The 20849-nt window shown below is 54.9% G+C and carries 18 protein-coding genes and 1 riboswitch; of the genes, 5 read left to right on the top strand and 13 right to left on the bottom strand.

From position 1 onward, the window contains the following. Positions 1 to 8: 8 nt before the first annotated feature. The 6 genes from PV433_RS23785 to PV433_RS23810 all read right to left on the bottom strand — a co-directional run bounded on the left by PV433_RS23785 (position 9) and on the right by PV433_RS23810 (position 5203). Positions 9 to 929, bottom strand: a complete 921-nt coding sequence (locus tag PV433_RS23785) for a prenyltransferase (protein ID WP_332074523.1) — start codon at positions 927 to 929, stop codon at positions 9 to 11. A 195-nt stretch (positions 930 to 1124) separates the two neighbouring features. After that, positions 1125 to 1571, bottom strand: a complete 447-nt coding sequence (locus PV433_RS23790) for a GNAT family N-acetyltransferase (RefSeq protein ID WP_332074524.1) — start codon at positions 1569 to 1571, stop codon at positions 1125 to 1127. 43 nt (positions 1572 to 1614) lie between these two features. Further along, positions 1615 to 1833 (bottom strand): hypothetical protein, encoded by a 219-nt coding sequence (locus tag PV433_RS23795; protein ID WP_332074525.1) that lies wholly within the window; start codon positions 1831 to 1833, stop codon positions 1615 to 1617. 277 nt (positions 1834 to 2110) lie between these two features. Beyond that, positions 2111 to 3415, bottom strand: a complete 1305-nt coding sequence (locus tag PV433_RS23800) for a PQQ-binding-like beta-propeller repeat protein (protein ID WP_332074526.1) — start codon at positions 3413 to 3415, stop codon at positions 2111 to 2113. Continuing rightward, positions 3412 to 4284 (bottom strand): DUF4261 domain-containing protein, encoded by an 873-nt coding sequence (locus PV433_RS23805; RefSeq protein ID WP_317891293.1) that lies wholly within the window; start codon positions 4282 to 4284, stop codon positions 3412 to 3414. The genes PV433_RS23800 and PV433_RS23805 overlap by 4 nt, the downstream gene beginning before the upstream one ends. A 190-nt stretch (positions 4285 to 4474) precedes the next feature. Next, complete coding sequence (locus tag PV433_RS23810) at positions 4475 to 5203, bottom strand: hypothetical protein (protein ID WP_332074527.1); 729 nt, start codon at positions 5201 to 5203, stop codon at positions 4475 to 4477. A 163-nt stretch (positions 5204 to 5366) separates the two neighbouring features. Between PV433_RS23810 and PV433_RS23815 the strand changes: the two genes are divergently transcribed. Together PV433_RS23815 and PV433_RS23820 are read left to right on the top strand one after the other, a co-directional pair. Continuing rightward, on the top strand, positions 5367 to 5594 hold the full coding sequence (locus PV433_RS23815; RefSeq protein ID WP_190931167.1) for a hypothetical protein: 228 nt from the start codon (positions 5367 to 5369) through the stop codon (positions 5592 to 5594). 92 nt (positions 5595 to 5686) lie between these two features. Continuing rightward, positions 5687 to 6673 (top strand): hypothetical protein, encoded by a 987-nt coding sequence (locus tag PV433_RS23820; RefSeq protein ID WP_332074528.1) that lies wholly within the window; start codon positions 5687 to 5689, stop codon positions 6671 to 6673. A 404-nt stretch (positions 6674 to 7077) separates the two neighbouring features. Here PV433_RS23820 and PV433_RS23825 read toward each other — a convergent pair whose 3' ends face one another. From PV433_RS23825 to PV433_RS23835, 3 genes are all read right to left on the bottom strand, one after another. Further along, the gene (locus PV433_RS23825; protein ID WP_332074529.1) at positions 7078 to 8238 is read right to left on the bottom strand and encodes a Gfo/Idh/MocA family protein; all 1161 of its coding nucleotides are present in this window, start codon (positions 8236 to 8238) and stop codon (positions 7078 to 7080) included. A gap of 238 nt (positions 8239 to 8476) precedes the next feature. Next, positions 8477 to 9289 (bottom strand): IclR family transcriptional regulator, encoded by an 813-nt coding sequence (locus tag PV433_RS23830; protein WP_332074530.1) that lies wholly within the window; start codon positions 9287 to 9289, stop codon positions 8477 to 8479. Between the two features lie 26 nt (positions 9290 to 9315). Next, positions 9316 to 10080, bottom strand: a complete 765-nt coding sequence (locus tag PV433_RS23835) for an SDR family NAD(P)-dependent oxidoreductase (protein ID WP_332074531.1) — start codon at positions 10078 to 10080, stop codon at positions 9316 to 9318. Positions 10081 to 10348: 268 nt separating this feature from the next. Here PV433_RS23835 and PV433_RS23840 point away from each other — a divergent pair, with 268 nt between their 5' ends. Beyond that, positions 10349 to 11638, top strand: coding sequence for an aspartate aminotransferase family protein (locus PV433_RS23840; RefSeq protein WP_332074532.1), 1290 nt, complete (start codon positions 10349 to 10351; stop codon positions 11636 to 11638). A 99-nt stretch (positions 11639 to 11737) separates the two neighbouring features. Here the strand turns inward: PV433_RS23840 and PV433_RS23845 are convergent, their stop codons facing one another. The 3 genes from PV433_RS23845 to PV433_RS23855 all read right to left on the bottom strand — a co-directional run bounded on the left by PV433_RS23845 (position 11738) and on the right by PV433_RS23855 (position 15887). Continuing rightward, positions 11738 to 12550 carry an SDR family oxidoreductase gene (locus PV433_RS23845; protein ID WP_332074533.1) on the bottom strand — a complete coding sequence of 271 codons (813 nt, stop codon included), beginning with the start codon at positions 12548 to 12550 and terminating at the stop codon, positions 11738 to 11740. A gap of 188 nt (positions 12551 to 12738) precedes the next feature. Further along, the gene (locus PV433_RS23850) at positions 12739 to 14133 is read right to left on the bottom strand and encodes an MFS transporter (RefSeq protein ID WP_332074534.1); all 1395 of its coding nucleotides are present in this window, start codon (positions 14131 to 14133) and stop codon (positions 12739 to 12741) included. A gap of 143 nt (positions 14134 to 14276) precedes the next feature. Beyond that, positions 14277 to 15887 carry a glycoside hydrolase family 26 protein gene (locus PV433_RS23855; protein ID WP_332074535.1) on the bottom strand — a complete coding sequence of 537 codons (1611 nt, stop codon included), beginning with the start codon at positions 15885 to 15887 and terminating at the stop codon, positions 14277 to 14279. A 303-nt stretch (positions 15888 to 16190) separates the two neighbouring features. Between PV433_RS23855 and PV433_RS23860 the strand changes: the two genes are divergently transcribed. Then, positions 16191 to 17099, top strand: coding sequence for a LysR family transcriptional regulator (locus tag PV433_RS23860; protein WP_332074536.1), 909 nt, complete (start codon positions 16191 to 16193; stop codon positions 17097 to 17099). A gap of 114 nt (positions 17100 to 17213) precedes the next feature. Here the strand turns inward: PV433_RS23860 and gdhA are convergent, their stop codons facing one another. Beyond that, a complete protein-coding gene (gene gdhA / locus PV433_RS23865) occupies positions 17214 to 18584 on the bottom strand; it encodes an NADP-specific glutamate dehydrogenase (RefSeq protein ID WP_332074776.1) in 1371 nt (456 codons plus the stop codon). 324 nt (positions 18585 to 18908) lie between these two features. Beyond that, positions 18909 to 19079, bottom strand: a riboswitch (cyclic di-AMP (ydaO/yuaA leader). A gap of 423 nt (positions 19080 to 19502) precedes the next feature. On the opposite strand from gdhA, the gene PV433_RS23870 reads away from it, so the two are divergent. Continuing rightward, a complete protein-coding gene (locus PV433_RS23870) occupies positions 19503 to 20849 on the top strand; it encodes an ABC transporter substrate-binding protein (RefSeq protein ID WP_332074537.1) in 1347 nt (448 codons plus the stop codon).

Consider the following 20849-nt stretch of genomic DNA (forward strand, 5'->3'; position numbering starts at 1 on the left):
AATCGGAATTAATGCAGCAGTCCTTGAACGAGCAGAGCAAGTCCCATCAGCCCGCCGCAACGCACCGAAGCTTTCAGCGACGCCCCCATCAGCGGAAGATACGCTCTGGACTCGTTCTCGTCCTTCATCGTCCCGTAGACGCGAAATAGCGGAATTGCAGTGAACAGCGCCAGCAAAGCGTACCACGGCACGGCTCCCGCAGCGGCGCACACGACCAGCGAGACGTAGGCGATCACCGCCAGCCCTTTCGAGAAAACGAGCGCTTTTTTCTCGCCCCATACGACGACCAGCGTTCGTTTGCCAGACTTCCGATCCGCTTGCCAATGCAGAAAATGATGGTTGAACAGCACCAGCGTTGTCAGCAATCCGATCGGAAGCGAGAGCAGCAGCGGACGGTAGCCGAATTGCTCCACCTGCACATAATAAGTGCCCATAACGGGTAAAATGCCGAATGAAAGCAAGATCGCAATCTCGCTGTATCCTTTGCCCCGATACCCGAATTTCAGAGGCGGAGCCACATAAAAATAAGCGATCAGCCCGCCGAGCGCGCCAAACGCCAAAGCCCACCAGCCGCTCGCCAAACTGACGACTACGCCGCAAACGACCGCTAGCGCGAACAAAGACCAGGTTGCGGCTGCGAACGTTCGCTGCGCCATCATTCCGCCTGCGAGAAAGCCGGAGTTGGTTGAGATCGCCGCCGCAGTTTCTTTGGCCGCTACGTCCACGCCGTTCCGGTAATCCCACAAATCGTTAATCATATTGGAAAATAAATGAGCCGCTCCGGCACCGAGCAGCGTAATCAGAAACAACACGGGATGAAACACGCCGTCCCACGCGTAAGCTCCCAAGCCGCCGAGCACGACCGGAATGACCATAACGGGGAGGACACGAAATCGGGAAGCTTTCATCCATAGCTTTAGCTTGTCCATGTGGATGACCCTTTCTTCTGGTACAATTTCAGAGCTTATCATCTATAGCTCTGAATTTGTAATTGGTTGATCTTGAAGTCCCGTCCCTATTATAAATCATTCGACGAATACCGGGGTATACTTATTTATTGGTTTTCGACAAATACCGTCATTTAGCAGACTGCATTCGAAAATACCATTTTATTCCATGAACACCTACTTAATCATCTGAAAATACCACATGCCGAAGCCAAGGTTCTCGTAAAACTGTGCCGTTTCTCTCCAGTTCGTATTGGATGATCCGACTGTGACGCGGGTGACCCCTTCGGACTCCGCTTTTTCGATCAAGGCCCGGACCAGACTCCTTCCCAAACCGGCGGACCGGATCTCCTTGTCTACGTAGACCTCGTAAATCTCCAAATAGTTCTCTCCGGGTGTCATCACCGAGCTTCCTCCGCTCGTCTTGACCGTTCCGAACGTATACCCGGCGATCCGATCCTCGAGCTCGGCAACCAAAAAGTAATTCCCCACCTTGGAAGCCAAACTTTCCTCCGTCCAGTTCACATTCTCGTAGCCTTTGGTAATCCGCTCCTCCGCCCACGCTTGGGACAAACGGATAACGGCAGGCAGATCATCCGGCTCGCATGACCTCACACGATGCATTCAAGTTCACACTCCTGCCCGCAGTCAATTTGTTTCAGGCGGATCATGCCCTTACCGAAAGCTTCTGCAACAGCCGTTCTCCCTCCGAACGGTACTGCCGGTGAGCATCGAGAAACGCGGCGATCTCGCTTAATTGAGCCGGTCTGTAACCGGGACCTCCGCAGCCGCAAGAATGGTAGGTAAACCCGTTACGATATAAAATTTCGACTTTCTCCCACTGCTTCTTGTCTTGTTGTTGGGGCGCCTGAAAATCGTGTCCCATATCCTTCATCGTCTCCCGGCATTGCGGACATGCATAGGATCTGTTTTGAACCTCGGCCGGGCTTAGCTCCGATGTTGATTTTTGCTTAAATACTTTGCGGCACCGAAAACAGGCGTACACATCCTTATAAGGACCGTACATCGCATATCTGCACATAAAAACTCCCCTTTCTAATTGCTTGATCACTTCCTTTAAGAGGCTGAATAGATAAACAAAAACAAGCAAAGAGCGTGATCCGTTCCTCTGCTTGTCTATGTCATGTTTCCAAGCCCATCCGTTACCAAAGCAGCGGCTGCTTGTTCTCCCACACAATCCAGCGGCGGATCTCCCGGATCGGCGCCGTTCCGATACAGTATGGATCCGGTTCTTGTTCGGTCAAGTCGACCCAGTGCAGCATCCCGCTGTACGTTCCCACGAGCAGCGTCTTCTCGTCCGGGCTCAGCGCCATTCCGCTTATCGTACCCGAGACGTGGTACCGCCACAATTCTTGCCCCTCATGATCGATCAATCGCAAATATCCGTATGCATCTCCGAGGATATTCCCTTCACGAAGCGCAACGCCGGCATATACGCGCATCTCGCCGTTCATCGACGGCCAATCCCCTGATTCGATATCGGCTTCTAGGGAGGTAAGCGACACCCGGATCGTATCTCCGTTGTAGAAATGGCACGCATTGAACCAGACCTGCTGACCGCTGCTCGAAAACAAACAGTAGTGCGGGTAGCTCGATGCAGGCTCGATCGGGTATACGATTCTGCGATCCACATCGAGCAGTAAATGCTCGCTGCCTTGGCTGCCGAATGCAATCCATTTGCCGTCTCTGGACACAGCGCCGTGCGGCATCGCCAGCGACGCGTTTAGCTCGTCCCCGTCCGCTTGTTCCTTCAGCTCCTCTTCCGACGGATGAAGCAGGAGCACCCCGTTCTCTTCGATGAGGTAGATGCCGTCATGTGATACAAAAAGCAGCTTTTGTCCGTTCGCGAACGGAATGACATCCGCCGTCTGGTAGCTTTGTTCCTGAAGGGTTTCGATCTCCGGATATTTTTCGCGCAAGCGGCGGATGATATCCTCCCACGTATAGGCTGCAAGCAATCGTCCTTGCAAAGTCCGATCCGGTTCGCGAACGACCCGGACGCCTCGCTCGTCCATCAGCGCGACATCCCGCCCATCCGCAGAGCAGCTCGCGGCCCGGAGATGCTCCACCTGCGTCACCCGTTCCAGGTCGGCCACATAGATCGCGTTGGTCTGGTCCTTGTTGCGTCCGGCCAGGAGCGCGCTGCCGTCCGTGAGCAGCGCAACCGGCTGCACAGCCCGCATCAGCTGCTGGTGCGACTTGTTGAACGGCCAGGAGGCGGGAGGAAATCGTTCCCGCAACGTTTCCGTATCCCCGGATCGATTCGCTTGCTGGATGTACCGGAACACGCGGGACGCCAGTTCACCTCGCGTATCTTCCGAAGGTTCCGGCCCGACCTCTTGCCAATTGCTTGCCAAGCCGCGTCGTACGAAGGCGTTCACTTCAGAAGCGTAGCGCAGCCCTTCTTCCTTCCACTGCCTCGACAGTTGCCCGATCTCGTCCGTCATTCCCGTCCTCCCGCCGCATATTCGCCGGGGCAGACGTCCATCACGTCTCTCGACGGCTGGATCAACGACATCTCATACTGACACGTCCAGTACACATCCTGTGCCATCTCCCCGTCCCGCAATCCGGCGATCGTCTCGCCATCCTGGACAGGCGCCTCCGCTTCGAATATATATGCGGCAACATTAAACGCATGGCGCGACACATCGTTAGGGTCCAGCGTGTGAAAGTGGTATTGGACGTCCGGCAGTCCGAGTGCAAATAAGCCAAGCGAATCGATCAGACTGTCCTCAGTTCCGTGCACGTTAAAAAAACGAATATTAACGCCGAACTGCAAAAACCGGCTCGCTCCTTCGTACGGATTGTCCGCAATCTCGGACGGAACCAGCAGTTTGCCGCTCGAAGGAATCCAGACCGCTTGGCACGTCGGGAACAGGCTGACGGCGGCTTCGAGCCAGTCGGCGAGCAAGGACGCCCGCGATTGGTAGTCCAGCCCCGCCGCCATAAAGTCGCTGATCAACAGCTTGTAGCGGCAGCGCTGCAGCACGTCTTCCCCATCCGGCATCGTCCAGAACTGGGTGCGCTCCAGATCGGTGATCGTCTCTTGCTGAAACGGGGTCACATCCGCCATCATCACCTGCGCAGGCAGCTCCCCGTCCCGGTAAGCCACCTTGTAAGCCTCTATCGCAAAAGAAGACAACGCCTCATTCCCCGAAACCGTATCCACCTGTCCGCAGCGGGCCTGCAGCGCCTCCCGGATCGTTGCCGCATCCGGCCGTTCGGCTTGCTCTTCAAACAACAAGTACATTTGAAACAACCTTTGAAACTCGCTTTTTTCGTTCAAGTCTTGCTTTAACACTTGTTCGCTCACTGTCTCGTTCTCCTCTTGTTCGCAAGTTATTCCTTTCACTATATCGATCGACGCCGGACTCGCGCAAGCTCAGGTCCGGAAATGATCCGAAAGTCGGAACCGCGGGACCTACCGGATGTACGTCGCTGCCGCCACAGCCCTCATTACTCCGCTTCATTTCCGCAGCATGCCTCCAACGAGCGATTCCCGGTTAGGTAGCATGGCGTCTGCACCCCCGGCTTTCCAGCCACCGGATGAACGTTTCCGCCACCTGCTCCTGTTCGGCCTCATAACAAACCGCGATTTCTTTCCCGTACGCATAATTGTAACGAATCCAGCCGCCCATCCGTTTCACGTATTGATAACAGCTGTGCTCCTTTTCCTTAACCAGGTCGAAGCCGCCTAACTGCCGGCTGCACTCGGAAGCCAACTGCCTTAGCGCTTCTGTCCCTCCATCCGGAAGCAGCATAAATACAAACTGCCGCGACTCGCTCTCCGGATCGAAAGTCGCAACACCGGACACGTCCTGCACATTGGACTCTCTCATAATCCGGTCCATCGTCTCCGTCCACGTCTCCCCTGCCTCCACGGTCCATACGCGCAGCTGCTCGGAATGGCGCGGCAGCCAAATCAACCCGTCTACAGCCGGATGAACGGCGATAAAGTCGCCGTCACTGGTAGACATCGTCACCACGCACTCGGCGAGCTGCTCCAGCGTAATCGGACTCTCCTCGTCATGCTCCCAGAACTCGTACTCCACGAACGGCTTCAGCACCTCCGGGTCCGGCAGTTGAACATACAGCCAATCCCGGTACGTTCCCGGCCCGTATTGCTCGAGAAATCGCCGGTATCCGGCGGGCAGTTCGACTTGCGCCCCGGCTTCAACCGTCTCCATATATTGTTCTCCCTGTATCCGGGCCGGATTCGCTACTATGTACACACGAATCGCCTCCTTCGCTAGTGCATCGTTCCCTGTTCGGAACTGTCATTTCTTGCAGCATTTGATGATTCCGATCTACACAAAGTTTACCATATGAATCTTGGACGCGCCCTCACAATCTATGATGCCGGACATACACTAGAATATGAGGGAGGTGACCGCCATGACCGCCATCTATCATTCTTGCCGCTCGCTGCTGAACCGCCGTGTACGTATCCGGATGAAATCCGGAAAAACGCATATCGGGAAAGTCGTCAAAGTAACCAATACTCATGTTTATTTGCAGAAAAGCCGGCGCAAAAAAGGGAAGACCGGAACCCGCTTTTTCTTCGCTCCCTTTATTCTCCCGCTCGTCTTATTCGACTTGCTGGCAATCGCACTGATCGTTTAATTGTCCAACCGTCTCATTTCCACCCAGCAGCAACCTTTCCTTCTCTGGCGGAGTCTTAAGTAGTAAACACACTAGAGAGGAAATCTGCTGCCTTGTATGCCAAGATGATCGTGCTTGTCCTGCTGACGGACTTGTTTCTGTCCGCGATGACCGGGTTAGGGGTTTACTTCGGCTTTTCCTTATACCCGGCAGCCTGGAGCGGCAGCTTGCACAACCCGGACTCGGCCGGCTTCCGCATGTTTATCCCGATGTGGATGCCTTCGGCCCGGGATCTCAAGTCGCCTCTTTCCTTTTTGCCCGCGAACGGGATCGGCTCCATCGGGTGGAGTATCCTAATCTCGGCCGGAGTGCTTATTGTGCAAAGTTTCGCCAGAGCGATTTTTTTGGGCGGGATCAAATGCGCCGTGCTCCGCGATAAGCCGCTGCCTCTGCTTCAATACGGCCGTCTCTACTTCCGACGGATGTTCGTTTGGTCGGCGCTGTTTCTCATCGCTTCCGCTTCGGGTTCATGGATGATGGCGGCGTTCGGCTGGAGCAGTTCGATCCTCTTATTCGCCGCGTTTTTGTATTCGCTGGTGCCTTATCTGGTCGTTCTACTCGATTGCCCGCTGGGGCATGCTTTCCGGATCGCTCCGCGGCTTTATTTTCAATTGATCCTCCGCTTGCTGCCATTTGGCGTATTCACCATGCTCGTGACCGGATTGATGAGCGTACTCGTTCAACTGCACCGGCCAATCGATCTGTATGTGTCTCTGGTCGTTTACAGCATGGTCGGCACGCTACTGATCGCCGAGTTCATGAACCAGTTGGCCCGGGTGCTGCAGACGAACAGTTATCTGCCTGAACACAAACCTGGCGAAGCGGCTACGATCCGGCTTAGCCGCTGGAAAGCTATACGTATCGGGGCGCTGATCCTGCTGCTGCCGGCTATCACCGTATGGACGGCTACCGGCGTTCCCTTCTCTGTGCTGGACCGGTTGCGCTCCGTACCTGCGGAAAAGCTGGACGGCGTATCGTCTTGTCCTTGCCCCATACTCCCGAGGACCCAACAACCCGGGGAAGTTCACCCCAAAGGGTAACCGCTCAACGGGCCCAGGCCCGTATCAGGAATCGGATAAAAGACGCCTCCAAATCCACCAGGAAAGTGGAAATGAAGGCGTCTTTGGGATTTGTCCGCTGGTCAAGCTAAGGCGGGGACTTCACACGTAGCGCCCCTCTGTCTGCATCGCCTGCCTGAGTCAGCGTACGGCTGTTACTTTTTCAGCTTGGCGAACCATTCGTTCGCTTCTTTCTCCATCTGCTCGCCGCCGCCGTTTTTCCAGCAGGCCTTCGGATTGATGCGAGTTTTGGAAGCGGTTTCGCAAATGGAATCCCGGGTTCATCCGATTATCCGTCGTTCTGCCGATCCGTCCTCCGGTTCCCCGACAGCAGACACAGACGGCCAAAGGCGCATGGACAGCCATGCGCCTCCCGTAAGCCGCCGTTATAGACGGATGATCTGGTCTTTGTACGAGCCCGATTTGCGGAAATCCGGCATATCCATCGTTCTGCCGCCGTTCATGACCGAGAGCTCGGAGAGCAGCGCGACGGCGGTCCACTCGCAAGCGTCGTACACATCGATCGGCGGTTTCGTGCCGCCGCGGATCGCGTTGACGAAATCCTGGACGATAAAAAAGTCGCCGCCCCAGTGTCCGGCCTCACTTTGTTCCTCGGTCACGTTTTGATACCGCTCAGGCATATATTCCTGGAAATCGGACAGCGGACGCCATTTGGCATCTTCCGGATGCTCTCCGTCCGCCTTGATATAGATCTTGTGGTCGTCACCAAGCCCTCTCGGCGCTTCGTAGCAGCCTTTCGTCCCCTGGATCGTGTAATATGCGCCGTTGTGCGGGCGGTTCGAGACGCAATCGAGCCGAAGCTTAATCAGCTTGCCGCTCTCCATCTGGCACATCGTAATCGACGTGTCCTCCTGCCGCAGCTCGGGCGCCGTATGCCAACCTGTCGCGAACGTCGATACGGACTTGATCCGGTCCCCTCTAAACCATTGCATCAGCGGACCGAGGCTGTGCGTCGGATAAAAATTGCCCCGTTTGCCGAACTGCCAGTAATTGCGCCAGGACGTTTTGCTCGCGGACGCATCCTCTTGGGAGACGCGGCGGTTAAAGCCTTGGGTCAAATATTTGATATCGTGCAAATATTCGCCTTCTCCGAAGTAAATGTCGCCGAATACGCCTTGGCTGATCATATTCGCGATCTGTTGGTTAGTCGGAATATAGCAATAGTTCTCGGCGAACATATACACCTTGTCGCTGTGCTTCTCCACCGATTCCTTCAGCCACCACAGCTCATCCATCGTCACGCCGGCGGTTACTTCGCACAGGACGTGCTTGCCCGCCTCCAGCGCCTGGATCGTCTGCTGCACGTGCAACTGCATCGGAGTCGAGACGACGACTGCGTCGATGTCGGACTCGAGCATGTCTTCATAAATCCGGTACGTCTTCGGAATTCCGAATTTCTGTGCCTGCTCCTGGAGAAACGACTCGTGCAAATCGCATAAAGCGGTTACTTCTACGTCCGGAATCGCCCGGAAGCCCAGCAGATTGCTTAGGCCCCTTGCTCCGACTATCCCAACCTTTAACGTCACCCTGATCCACTCCGTTTCATCGTATAGAGGATGTTCAAAAAGTCCACTTTTGATCACGAAGCCGATCCGAAAGCGTACTCGACATCGAATATGGAATTCAGCCGGAACTTCCGGTGCTCACGTAGCTTCACTACGCTCCGCTCCTCATTTCCTAGCTTCATCCCATCTTCTCGGTGCTGAAAACCGGACTTTTTGAACTCGCACGTATAGAAAACGATGCCGTCCTGGCATCTGCAAGTTACGATCTTGTGCTCTGATTGCCCGGCGCTTCGCCCGGCAACACTTCATCCGGCAAGTATCCCAGCTCCGCGGAGATCCGGTCAGCCGTGCTTTTCAGCAAATTGCCGATCTGCTGGTACTTCGTCGCCGGCAGGTCTTTGTTCAGCGAGGTGATGCTGATGGAAGCGAACACCTGCCCGTTCTCGCCCCGGATCGGAGCTCCGATGCAGCGTATGCCTTCCTCGAATTCTTCATCCTCGATCGAGTAGCCGTACTGCTGCACGTGCCGGACATCCTCCATCATCTTGTCCAGCGCCTTGCTTATCTTATCCGGAGCCGCTTCCAGCTCGGCGCGCACGACATGCTCGATCTCCTCCGGCGTCATTCCGGAAGCGATCGCCTTACCTACGCCCGATTGATGGAGCGGCTGCGTCTGCCCGATCTTCGTAGCGAACCGGACGAACCCGCTGCCCTCGACCTTATCGACATAAACCGGTTTGTCTTTCTCGGCTACAGCCAGATGCGCGGTATATGGCGTATCCGCGACCAGCCGTTCCAGATGCGGACGGGCGATCGCCACGAGATCCATCGATTTCATATAACCGATTCCCCAGCGAAGCACGCCGTGACCGAGCCGGTATTTGCCTTCCGGCGTTTTCTGGATCAGTGAATACTGCTCGAGGGTGTTCAAGATGACAAAAGCGGTTGACTTCGGTACGTTCAAGGTGGAATGGATGTCTTGAATCGACAGCTGCCGCTCGGTAAGTGCATTCAGGATCGCCACCGTCTTGTCGATGGCCGGAACCGAATATTCTTTCGGCTGTTTTTTCAAGGCCGGTCCCTCCCCTTTCGTTATGCTCACAGCTCGCCTGCGTTGGCCAGATGGCCGCCGTCCACGACGAGTGTCGTGCCTGTAATATAAGAAGCGTCGTCGGAAGCGAGGAACAGGAACGCGTTCGCGACTTCCTCCACCGTCCCGGTGCGGCCCATCGGTGTGCGTGCCGTCAAATCGAGTGACTGGTCCAGTTGCTTCAGCTTGCGGTCAAGCGGCGTATCGATGAAGCCGGGAGCGACCGCATTCACGCGAATCCCGCGAGGCGCAAGCTCGACGGCGAGCGATTGGGTAAGCAGCACGACCGCGCCTTTGGACGAATTGTAGTGCGCCAGCATCGAGCTGCCGGCCAGACCGTTTTTGGAAGCCATATTCACGATCGATCCGCCTTGACCGCGCTCCAGCATCTTGCTTGCGATCGCCTGGCTCAGCACGAACATCGAGTTGACGTTGACGTCCATAATTTTCTTCCAGGTGGAGAGCGATATTGCGGTGAACGGCTCGCGAAATGCGATTCCCGCATTGTTGATCAGGATGTCGATCCCGCCCCATTGCTCCCAGGCACGATCCGCCGCCGCCTGTACGGCGTCCAGATCGCTCAGGTCGCACACCAGGCTTTCGATCTGCGATGAAGTTTCGGCTCGCAGCTGCTCCACGGTTTGCTTCAGCTCTTCACTTTTGACATCGAGTAGAAACAGGTCGGCGCCTTCCTTGGCGAATTTCTCGGCAATGCCTTGCCCGATCCCTTGTGCGCCGCCTGTGATCAGCACTTTTTTACCGGCAAGCTTCATTCTGTAGGTTCCTCCTCCGACATCTGATTCGGATAGATAACTTAATATAATGAACAATGTTCAATATAATAATAGTGGAATCCCTTTTTTATTGTCAATTGATAAAGCACAATCGTTTCATATTCATTGGCCCGCTATCTATAAAGGATATTACTCATCGGACCAGCACGGCGATTTCAGTCAATCGGCTGTTGACTTCCGATTTGAGTCCGCCTTATAATCAACTTATTGAATGGAATTTAATATATTGAACATTCGGAGGAACGACATGAACAACAGCGCTCGACTTCGTCAGGAATCTAATTTGTATACGCCGGGAGGCGTTCATTCGGCCACAAGAAACGTAGAACCGTTTCACGTATTTACCCGTGGGGAAGGCGCCTACATCTATGACGCCGACGGTAATAAATTCATCGATTACCAGGCCGCCTTCGGCCCTTATATTCTTGGTCACAACTTTCCTTACGTCAACAACAAAGTAATCGAGGCTCTCAGCAGAACCGATATGTACGGCGTAGGCACGACGGATCTCGAGATCGAAGCCGCACGCAAAATCAACAAACACGTTCCTTCCGCCGAGCAAGTGCTGTTCGCAAACTCCGGTTCGGAAGCGACGTTCCACGCCATCCGTCTGGCACGCGGCGTAACCGGCCGTCAGAAGCTGATCAAGTTCCAAGGCTGCTACCACGGCTGGCACGATTACGTCGCCCGCAACATGCTCAGCTCCTGGGACAAAATCGGCACGCGCGATCCCGGATCGGCGGGCATGCTCGAAGAAGCGATCGACAATACGCTCGTCTGCACCTTCAACGATCTGGACGACGTCGAACGGACGTTCAAGGAGAATAGAGACCAAATCTCCTGCATCATTCTCGAACCGATTCCGCACAACATCGGGATCATTATGCCGCAGCCGGGCTTCCTGGAAGGACTTCGCGAGCTGTGCGACGCCAACGGCGCGCTGCTTATTTTCGATGAAGTTATTACCGGCTTCCGTCACAACCTCGGCGGCTACCAGAAAGTAGCCGGCGTAACTCCGGACTTGACGACGATGGGGAAAGCGATGGCCAACGGCTTCCCGATCGCAGCCGTAGCCGGCAAGAAAGAGTATATGCAGCGCTTCAACACGCAGCCGGGCGGCGACGTGTGGTTCGCGGGCACGTACAACGGCCATGCGGTAGGCACCGCTGCTTGTATCGCCACGATCGAGGTCATGGAGAACGAGCCGGTTCATGAGCACATTTTCCGCCTCGGCGACCGGATGCGTACGGAAATTCGCGGTATCCTGGACCGTCTGGGCATCACCGGTCAAGTCGCGGGCTTCGGCTCGACCTGGACGACTTACTTCATGGACTTCGAACCGAAAAACTACACGGACCTGCAGCATAACGACGCCGAGTTTTACGTGACGTACCGGAAAAAGCTGATCGAAAAAGGCATCTACAAAATGCCGATGAACCTGAAGCGCAATCACCTCAGCTACAGCCATACCGACAAGGAAGTAGACATCACGCTGGAAGCGATCGAATCCGTCCTGAAGGAAATGACCAGCAAGTAAGCATCGTGGACTATAGTAAAGGAGCCGGCAGCTTATGCCGGCTCCTTTTATTGAAATACCAGGGCGTCTAAACTGGTTTGGGCGCCGCCTTTACAGCAGTTACAACAGCGACTCCGCCCCGTCGATAAACATCTCCGTGCCGGATATATGGCTGGACTCGTCCGAGGCAAGGAACAACACGAGATCCGCCACCTGTTCGGGCTTGCCGGACCGGTGCTCCAGCGGCTGGCTGCCTTCCGGGTATTTAACCGGAATTTGAATGGTTTTCAGCTCCGGCGTGATGTTCGTATTCTCGCCGATATTCGTGTCGATCGCTCCCGGGCATATGACATTTACCCGGATGCGGTATCGGGCCAGCTCGAGTGCAGCCATTTTGGCGAACGCGACCTGTCCCGCTTTCGAAGCGCTATAGGCGGACGCGCCGAAGCTGGAAAACTTGCGGCTGCCGTTGATCGAGCTGGTGACGATGATGCTGCCCCCGTGCTCCTTCATATAGGGGATCGCATATTTGACCGCAAGAAACGTCCCTTTCAGATTGGTCGCCAGCGTATCGTCCCACTGCTCGGATGTCATATTTTCGATTGGCGTCCAGGTTCCGTTTATTCCGGCGTTGGCGAAGACGATATCGAGACGGCCCCATTTCCCTACCGCCTTCTCGATGGCTTCCCGGACCCTCGCTTCATCTGATACGTCGACGTCGGCGACGAACGCCTCACCGCCCTTCTCCTCGATCAGCTGCTTCACTTCGTCGGTGCGGTTGTCCTTGAGATCCGCAAGACATACTCGGGCGCCTTCCGACGCGAGCTTTAACGCAGCAGCCCGGCCGATTCCCGAGCCGGCTCCCGTCACGAACGCTACCCGGTCCTTGACGCGCCCCAGATTCGGGTTGATTGCGGTTTCGAGTTGAGGCATACTCCGTCACTCCTTCCCAAAGCTGTTGTTATCGTTCCTTCCTTCATAGATTACCCATCCGCCTGCGGTTCAATCGGATTCCAGCGATTTCCGCCCCCGCTTCTTACTTATTCCGAAAAACGTAAAAGCCCCTGCCGGACTCCTTCCGACAGGGACTAGGATGATACGTATCATTCCGCGCTTCGGCTTCAAGCGGACAAACTGCCGGCCTCCGGCTTTTCTCTCGGGAGGAACTTTCCGGCCAACGCTACAGCCATACAAAACACAAAGCAAAATCCGAACAAAATCCGGATGGGTACTCCGTACGATTCCGCGGCATCGGCGGACGATCCCATCGAGCCGACCAGCAGCGTCGCCAGTCCGATGCCTGCTATTTGGCCGAGATAACGGACGAGCGCGAGCAAGCTTCCCGCCAGACTGCTTTTGGAGGACGGGGAAGCGCTCATCACTTCGGCGTTGTTCGTCGCATGGAACAGACCGATTCCGATCCCGAATACGGCCAGCTGCAATCCGATCGCGATCGCAGACACGTCAGGCAGCAGCACGACGAACAGCATCGAGACGGAGCACAGCAGCGCTCCCGCCGTGATCGGAAAGGAGCCTCCGTATTTATCGCGGAACCAGCCGGCGAACGGCGCTACGATGCCCATCAGCAGCGGCTGCAGCATCAGCAGCGCCCCGGTCGTCCAGGCCGAGTAGCCGAGCTGGCTCTGCATGTAGAACGTAACCGGAATTAGCGTCGCCGTCTGGGCCAGATTAATCAGAAACGAACTCGTGTTGCCCAGCCATACTTTGCGATGACGGAACAGCTCCCGGTCGATAATGCCGTAGTCGATTTTTCGGCCATGCAGCCACAAGGCGACAAGCAGCCCGATGCCGGCCGCACCCTCGATCCAGGCCGCTATCGACATCGACGAAGTTTCCTTGGCCGACTCCGCCGCCATCATCAGCAGACAGGCTCCGGCGCCGAGCAGGAACGTCCCTACGAAGTCGAACCGGGTTTTGGCCGCATCGCTTTTGCCTCTCGGAAACCAGCGGTAGCCTAGCAGGCAGGCGGCTAACGCGATAGGCACGTTCACCCAGAACAGCCAAGGCCAGTCTACAAATTCAAGCAGCAGCCCACCGAGAGCCGGACCGGACAACGTGCCCGCCGATATGACGATCGCATTCACCCCGAGCGCGCGGCCCCGTTCATGATCCGGAAACACTTGGCGCACCATCGCCTGGCTGTTCGCCATAATCATTGTCGCCCCGACGCCCTGCAGGCATCTGGCCAGCAATAGCGCAACGAAGCCGGTCGATACGGCGATGCACAACGAGCCGATTCCAAAAATAAGAAATCCGTAGCTGTACACGGTACGCCGCTCCAGCCGGTCGGACAGCTTGCCCATGAACGGCAGCAGCACGACCATCGTCAGCAAATAAATTGTAGCCACCCACTGAATCTGAGCCAGCGAGACGTCAAACTGTCTGGCCATAATCGGCAGCGACACATTGACGATCCCGACGTCCAGCGTGGAGATCAGCGTCCCCATATTGACGATTTGCAGTATTCCCCATTTGTTTACCCTTGAAGCGGACATCTTCCGGATTCCTTTCCTGATTGACGGAATGATTGAACGGCAGTCGTTCTGAAGGCCAGACCTTTACATTAACCTCTTTGGCCTGATTGTACATCCGCCAGCCCGGATTGAAAAGCACATTAGTTGTCTATTATTGAAAAAGTTCACTTCAGGTTCGCCTTGCTCCATTCGAACGGTTGTCGGGCGACCTCCTCATGCTTGCTGTTATAAACGGCCACCGTTAACGGCTCCGCGGCTTGCAGCGCCGAGAAATCAAGCTCCACCTCCCACGGCACCTCATACGAAATCGCAAGGCGGCGGTCGCCCTGCAACACCGCTACGGCGAAAGGCTGGACCTCCATCGGCATTTTGACGTAGACGAACAGCTTTCGTTTGCCCGTCAGGCTTTCCGCTTGGGCGGATGGCAGCGGAACGTATTTGACGTTATCCTCCGTAGCCGCGCCCTGCTCGACCTGGGTCAAATAATAGTCGCTCTGCACTTGCCGGCGGTACAGATCGTACATAAGCGTATTTTCCCTAATGTCGTAGATGTAATCGGCATTCAGCGTCTCGCTTCGCGATTTGGCTATATTGAAATACGTGATCGCTTTCACCTGAGGGAACATGCGCGGCAAGTACGCGTACATGTTGGCGAGCTGGCTTTCCCCCCATTTCGCGTAATCCTTTCCGGTCTTGCGGATATAGTGGGTGACGCCTCCTTCCGAGATCATAATCGGTTTATGGGCATATTTCTCATACAGCGGAGCGAAGTAATCGATCTGATTTTTGCTGAAATCTTCATTCTCCCCGAAAAAAGGAGTCGCGTACAGCGAAAACCCGACCCAGTCGACATACTCGTCTCCGGGATAATAATCGTCTATATTATCGTTCGGCCAAAAGTTGGGCGACCAGACCATCGCGACATTCGGAGCTTCTTCCTTCATCACCTTCGACATGAGGCGGAATTTCTCGATGTATTTGGCGGGCTCATCGTACCAGGGAACCCAGGCTCCGTTCATCTCCGACGCATACCGCATAAAGATCGGAATTCCCGCTTCCTTCGCCTGGCGGGCGAACGACCGGGCATAATCGTCGTCCTTAACGCTGTCCAGCCCGTAATGCGGCTCCCAGCCGATCTGCAGCGCGCCGGAAGCGGTTGATTTAATGCTGTTCATAAACCGGACGGGAAAGTAGTTTCGCATATCGTTCTCGTCTTTGCGCCAGCCGGAATACGTGAGCCCGATCGGATGATACTGTCCGAACTCGGGTTCAACGGCCGGCCAGTCGAACAAGCCGAACAGGCCCAGGTAGGTCCCGGATGACGGCTCGAACTTGGCCAGCTTCCGGTTATCCGCTCCGGCGGGGACACTGACGTAAGGCTCAATCGTCACCTCGTGGGCCGAAGGCGGCACATCATCGTAAAACCGCCGGTCTACCGCCTTGGCTTTCGCCCAGTATGAAGCCGACGTTTCGTACCATGCGGCCGCCTCGGCTTCGTTCCCGACGCTCCGGTAGTAGCTTGCTTTGCGGGTGGCATAGTCGCCGGCCACCTTGTAATCGCCTGCAGACGTCGCCGCCTCAAGGCGTTGCTCCCACCAGTTCAGCAGCTGTACGGGCTCCGTCAGCGGCTGTTTCTCATTCCCGCCGGTGGCATCCGGCCCGCTGGCAGCCGGAATATCCTTGTCCCGTTTGCCGTCCGCACTCACATACCAGTACACGCAGACTACGGCCAAAAAGACGGCCACGACCGAAAGCCGTCCATATTTGCTCTTCATCTTGCCCGCTCCCCCATTTCACCTGTCGATCCCGGTTCTCTAGTTCTATTCTACTATGGATACGCGCCTGAAGGAAAACGGTTTCAAGATGGAAACGAAAGATTTGAATGAACTTCCTGCGAAATGCGAACTCTATCATTTGGCCGGCACAACCAATTAGAGACCCATTAGAGACAAAACTTCCCGCATTCCCCCTCTTCCCTATAAACCGATAGGCTGTTTCCTTGTCGGCCGGTTTGTTGTACAATAAGGGAAGCGCTAAACCTCACACGGCGTGATAAGTAATGGCGGTGACTATATAGAGTGGAATTAAGACAAATCCAATATTTCATAGAAGTTGCCAAGCTGGAGCACGTTACGGAAGCGTCCTATGTACTTCACGTGGCGCAGTCGGCCGTCAGCCGGCAAATTTTCAAGCTGGAAGCCGAGCTCGGCGTTGATCTGTTCGTACGGGACGGCCGTAAAGTAAGATTGACTCCGATCGGCAAAATGTTTCTGGGTCATATGGAACAGGCGATTCAAGTCATCGAGAAAGCGCAGCAGGAAATTCAGGAGTTTCTCGACCCCGAGCGGGGCACCGTACGGATCGGTTTCCCGAGCAGCCTGGCTTCGCATCTGCTTCCAATGGTCATATCCGCATTTCGCGATCATTATCCGCAGGTTCATTTTCAGCTGCAGCACGGTTCATACCGGGAATTGATCGATTCCGTCATCAAGGGGACGTTGAACTTGTCGCTGATTGGTCCGGTACCGAAGCACGACAAGCAGATTCAGGGCGACACGTTGTTTCTGGAACGATTCGTCGCGCTGCTGCCGGCGAGCCACCCTTTGGCCGAGCAGTCGTCGCTGAAGCTAAGTCAGCTGCGCAACGATATGTTCGTATTGTTTCCCGCCGGTTTCGTCTTAAGGGATCTCGTAATCGGGGCTTGTACCGCTCAGGGGTTCGAACCGAAAATCTCGTTCGAAGGCGACGATATCGACGCGATCAAAGGACTCGTGGCCGCCGGTCTCGGCATCACGTTGCTGCCCGAAATCGCTCTGAACGATAACGTTCCCCGTTCAACCGTCAAGGTTCGGCTCGAAGACCCGCAAGTCACGCGGAGCGTCGGCGTCATTACACCGAACAACCGCGAGCTTCCTCCTACGGAAAAGCTGTTTTACGATTTTCTGAAAAACTACTTCGCGACAATCGGCCAATTTAATATTGGATAAACCAAAAAAAGGAAACGATACGCCTTCAAGCGTTCATTTCCTTTTTTTTGGTGTCGAACCGCATCCGCAGGCGGAAGTACGCCTGCAGGCGCGGATGAGCGGGACTGCGATTGCTTATACGATCCCTTGAAGCATCATAGCGTCAGCTACGCGCAGGAAGCCTGCGATGTTGGAGCCTACTACGAGATTGCCGGAGCATCCGTATTCCTCGGCGGCTGCTACGCTTTGACGGTAAATGTTTTTCATAATGCCGTGCAGCTTGTCGTCGACTTCATGGAACGACCACGAATAACGCATGCTGTTCTGGGACATTTCGAGCGCCGATACGGCTACGCCGCCAGCATTGGCCGCTTTGGCCGGACCGAACAATACTTTGTTCTCCAGGAACACTTCGATCGCTTCAAGCGTAGAAGGCATGTTCGCCCCTTCGCCGATTGCTTTCACGCCGTTTTCGACGAGGATCTTCGCCGAATGCTCGTTGATTTCATTTTGCGTTGCACACGGAAGCGCGATGTCGCATGGAATCGTCCAAATTCCCGTGCAGCCTTCATGATAGGTTGCATGCGGATGGTCGATGACATACTCGCTGATCCGCTTGCGCTCTACTTCTTTCAGACGTTTTACCGTCTCCAGATCAATGCCGTTCGGATCGTAAATATAGCCGTTGGAGTCACTGCAAGCTACGACTTTGGCGCCGAATTGCTGCGCTTTTTGGATCGCATAGATCGATACGTTGCCGGAGCCCGATACGACTACCGTGCTTCCTTCGAAGCTCTCGCCGATCGACTTCAGCATCTCGTCTACGAAGTAGACGGCGCCGAAGCCTGTCGCTTCGGTCCGGGTCAAGCTGCCGCCGTACGCGATGCTTTTGCCGGTCAGGACGCCCGCTTCATGGCCGCCGCGAATCCGCTTGTATTGTCCGAACATAAATCCGATTTCTCTCGCGCCTACGCCGATATCTCCGGCCGGCACGTCTTCGTCGGGACCGATATATTTGTACAGCTCGGTCATGAAGCTTTGCGTGAAGCGCATAATTTCATTGTCGGATTTGCCTTTCGGATCGAAGTCCGAACCGCCTTTACCGCCGCCGATCGGCTGTCCGGTTAGCGAGTTTTTGAAGATTTGCTCGAATCCGAGAAACTTGATAATGCTGGCGTTAACGGACGGATGGAACCGCAAGCCGCCTTTGTAAGGACCGATCGCGCTGTTGAACTGAACGCGGAAGCCGCGGTTTACTTGCACTTTGCCTTGATCGTCCACCCATGGCACGCGGAAGGAAATAACCCGTTCCGGCTCGACGATACGCTCCAAGATGCCAGCCTTCATATATTTCGGATGTTTGGCGAATACAGGCACAAGAGAATCCACGATCTCTTTTACCGCCTGATGAAATTCGCTTTCACTCGGGTTTCTGCGAATAACCGTCTCATACACGTCTTGAACGTATTGGCGCGCTGCCGCAACGTTGTCCAGCTCTTTTTCCATAACTGCCACTTCCAATTCCTCCTCGCGCTTGTATGAATCCGGACTCCCTATATGATTAAACTTGTGGCGTCGGTTTCCATTACATGTATCTTATTATGCAAGGTGCGGCATAAACAATACGTGATTTAGATCATCTTCATGCCGGATTGATATAAGGGAAAGCGGTATCCCTCAAAACGGACGATAAACGCAAGTCCGAACGCCCGATCAGAGTCCGAATGCGGTGATGCCCCTCCGCAATCACGACAAAAAGAGCCGCAGGAAGGAGGACCCTTCCCGCGGCTCTAACATGACGTCACGGCCATGATCAGAAACGCGTTAACGGCAGTCTCTCCAATACGCTTGCGAGGTTAGCTGACGGATTCGGGCGCTGAAGTCGCCCTACGCTTTGTCCATCTAACAAAACGATTCACCCCGTGAAGCTCCGGCACATCGGACCATAGCTTCGTTGGTTCCCCCGCTTCTGAATGAAACAGAATTCAGCGATAACAGACTACGGATTGCTATCTTGTTAGGTATCATACTCCTCGTTCGCGGGACTGTAAAGCGAAGCATTCGCCGGTATCGCCGGCCCAGCGACCTTCCGGTACCGTCGGCAACGATTTCAGACGAAGTAATCTTCCGATCTCTGGCGCGCGCTGACGCAATCTCCGGATCGCTTCCTTCGAGGTGATATGACAATATTTACACCAGGACCCCGGATATGAAACGTTTCGCTCCCCGCAGATCAAGCCCTGATTATGGAGATACATTCAAAAACATGGATTCCTGTTCGAGAAAAAGTCCGGATAACTAATTATCCATGTATTCTTTTTTTACTCCATTTACTATTGGTATCGCTTACATATAATTAAAGTTGCTTGCAGGTAAGGGCTTTCCTAGATATTAACTTATCCAGAACCAGGGGGAATGTTTACGATGATCCGAAACATGATCCATTCGATTCGAACCGTTCCATGGATGACAGCCGCTGTGTGTCTGGCACTGCTGCCGGCGTGTGCAGGCGGCGGCGATTCCGGCCAACCTTCCGCTGCGTCCGGGCAGCCCGATTCCTCCGTGATGGCCGCACCGGTCGAGCTGAGCATTTACTCCGTAGTTCCCTCGGTCACCCAAGAAGAATTCAAGCGGACCATCGAGGCTCCGGTGCAAGCCAAATATCCGAATGTCAAACTGACCTATGTGATCGGCGGAGCACAGGCCAAGATCAGCGATCTCGTGGCGAGCGGAAGCGCGCCGGACATTATTCTGACCTCGATCAGCGGAATGAACAGCAACGTCATCCCTTTCCAGCTTCAATACGATCTTACGGAGCTGATCCAAAAGCATAAGTACGACCTGTCGCGCATCGAGCCGTCCACGCTGGATTCGTTACGCAACGCTTCGGATAACGGTGCTCTGTACGGCTTGCCGAAATATACGAACACGGTCGTCCTGTTTTACAATAAAGACATTTTTGATAAATTCGGGGTGGCGTATCCAAAAAGCGGGATGACCTGGGACGAAGCGACCAAGCTGGCCGCCCAAATGACACGTACGGTCGACGGAATCCGTTATCGCGGAATGTCGCTATTTTCCGGCAATATGATCACGGAAAATCAACTCTCCCTGCCTTTTATCGATCCGAAAAGCGACAAAGCGTCCGTCAACACGGCTGAATTCCAAAAGCTCTTCCGCACGTACAAAGGGATCTATGACATCATCGACAATAAGCCGGAGGGAGCCTTTAACGGGGACGCCGAGCTGGACTCGTTCTACAAAAACAAAAACATCGCAATGGTCGTAGCCCCGATGTCCGGCTATGGACGATTCGAAAACGACAAGGACCTCAACTGGGATCTGGTGGCGGCCCCGACTTTCGCCGATAAGCCGGACGTCGGGTTCCAGGCGAACACGATTTATTATTTTATCAGCAACGCGAACAAAAAGGCGGAGCAAGCGTTTCTCGCCGTCACCCAGCTTCTCTCCGACGAAGTCCAACTGATGAGCAGCAAGGAAGGCCGTCCTCCCATTCTGAAAAACGAGACGATTCGCGCCGCGTTAGGGGAAGAGAGCAAGTCCAAAGGGAAAAACTTCAAGGTTATGTTCCACAACAAGTTCGCTACCATGCCGCCCGCAAACACCAAGCTTGCCCCGCTCGTCAACGCCAACTCGATTCTTAACAAGGAATTCGGCGATATGATCAATTCGGGTACTGACGTGAACACGATGCTGCGGCAAGCGGAGGAGAAGATCAACAAAGCGATCAGCGAAGCGAAAAGCAAGTAA

Source organism: Paenibacillus sp. GYB004 (assembly GCF_036577605.1).
Lineage (GTDB): Bacteria > Bacillota > Bacilli > Paenibacillales > NBRC-103111 > Paenibacillus_AB > Paenibacillus_AB oceani.